This window comes from Denitratimonas tolerans (assembly GCF_037203605.1).
Taxonomy (GTDB): domain Bacteria; phylum Pseudomonadota; class Gammaproteobacteria; order Xanthomonadales; family Xanthomonadaceae; genus Denitratimonas; species Denitratimonas tolerans.
Map to the genome: position 1 here is coordinate 1 of NZ_JBBDHC010000039.1, position 1,888 is coordinate 1,888.

Sequence of the window (1,888 nt, forward strand, 5' to 3'; positions counted from 1 at the left end):
ACGGCGCTCAACACCAGCAGCACCTACTACTGGCGAGTGCGGGCCGGCAACACCTGCGGCAGCGGCGGCTGGTCGTCGGCATCGAGCTTCACCACGGTGGCGGCCCCGGGCGATTGCGGCCCGGGCACGGTGGCCAACGTGCTGGTGACCGAGACCTTCGAAGGCGGGCTGGGCGGGTGGACGACGCCGGCGGGTACGGGCGCCAACACCTGGGCGATCTCGACCGCCAACCCGAACGCCGGCGCGCAACACGTGCGCGGCGTGAACACGGGTTCGATCACCGACCAGCGCCTGGTGTCTCCGCCGGTGAGCCTGCCGACGGGCGAGAACCCGGTGGTACTGAAGTTCGACCACGTGCCGAACCTGGAGAACAACGGCACCGCGGGCTGCTACGACGGCGGCATCCTGGAGGTGAGCAGCAACGGTGGTTCGAGCTGGACCCAGGTGCCGAACGCGAACCTGCTGGTGGGCCCGTACGTGGGCGCGATATCGGGCAGCTTCAGCAACCCGCTGGCGGGCCTGCAGGCCTGGTGCAGCGCGACCACGACGACCTACCGGCAGACCATCGCGGACGTGAGCAGCTATGCCGGCCAGACGGTGCAGTTCCGCTGGCGGATCGGCACGGACAGCTCGGTGAGCCGTCCGGGCTGGGACGTGGACAACGTGAGCGTGCAGAGCTGCCAGGCCTCGGGCGGCATCCCGAACGCGAACGTGAGCCCGGCCTCGCTGTCGAGCACGCAGGCACCTGATGCCATCACCACGCAGACGCTGGACGTGGGCAACACGGGAACGGCGGACCTCCACTGGTCGATCGCCGAGGAAAACGCCCCGCGGCTTCCGCGGATGCCTGCCTTCGTCCCGTCGGCGCAGCCGGCGAGCGAGGTGGTGGGCGCGGATGCGCCGGCGGCGGCCGCGACCGGACGCTTGGCGACGGGTGCCTGGCTGGCCCCGCTGGCCACGCTGCACGACAACGGCCCGCTGGTGACCAATCCGGGCGGTGGCGCGGGTGGCGCGGACGTGAGCGCGCTGCAGTTGACCAACACCAGCCTTGGCTCCAACGTCAGTCAGGCCGGTCCGTTCCGTCTGGCCGACGACTTCACGGTACCGGCGGGCGGCTGGACGATCGACACGCTGACCTTCTTCGCCTATCAGACCGGCTCGACCACGGCCTCGACGATCACGGGCGTGAACCTGCGGATCTGGGACGGCGTGCCGGGCGCGGCGGGCAGCAACATCGTGTTCGGCGACGACAGCAGCAACCGTCTGGCGAGCACGGCCTTCACCAACGTCTACCGCACCAGCGGGACGGATCTGGGCAATACCCAGCGCCCGGTGATGGCGGTGGTGGCGACGGTGGGCACGAGCCTTGCGGCGGGCACGTACTGGGTGGATTGGCAGCTGAGCGGCTCGCTGGCCTCGGGCCCGTGGGCCCCTGCGGTGACGCTGGTTGGGCAGACCAATGCGCCGGGTGCCAACGCAATGCAGTACGTCGGATCGAGCAGCACCTGGCAGGCGGCGATGGATTCGGGCTCGACGACCCCGCAGGACTTCCCGTTCGTGGTGGAAGGCACGGCGGGCGGGGTGACGCCGCCGGCGTGCTCCGCGCCCTCGGACATTCCGTGGCTGACGGTATCGCCGGCGAGCGGAACGACGATCGCCGGCGGCAGCTCGGCGGTGACGGTGACGTTCGATGCGACCGGCCTCGCGGTGGGGAGCTATGCGGGCAACCTGTGCGTGACGAGCAATGACCCGGACGCGGGTCCGGGCAACGGCACCGCGCTGGTGGTGGTGCCGGTGTCGCTGACGGTGGACGCGCCGCTGCCGCCGGAGATCTTCTCCGACGGGTTCGAGTAAGGCGCACCTCCCGCGCACCTGCGTCGCCGCTGAA

1 protein-coding gene is annotated in these 1,888 nt (G+C 70.8%); it reads left to right on the forward strand.

Annotated elements, in window-relative coordinates; all coding sequences use genetic code 11:
* The coding region (locus WB794_RS13455) for a BACON domain-containing protein (protein WP_337336363.1) at window positions 1-1,854 on the forward strand (1,854 nt) is incomplete at its 5' end.
* Between the last annotated feature and the right edge of the window lie 34 nt (window positions 1,855-1,888).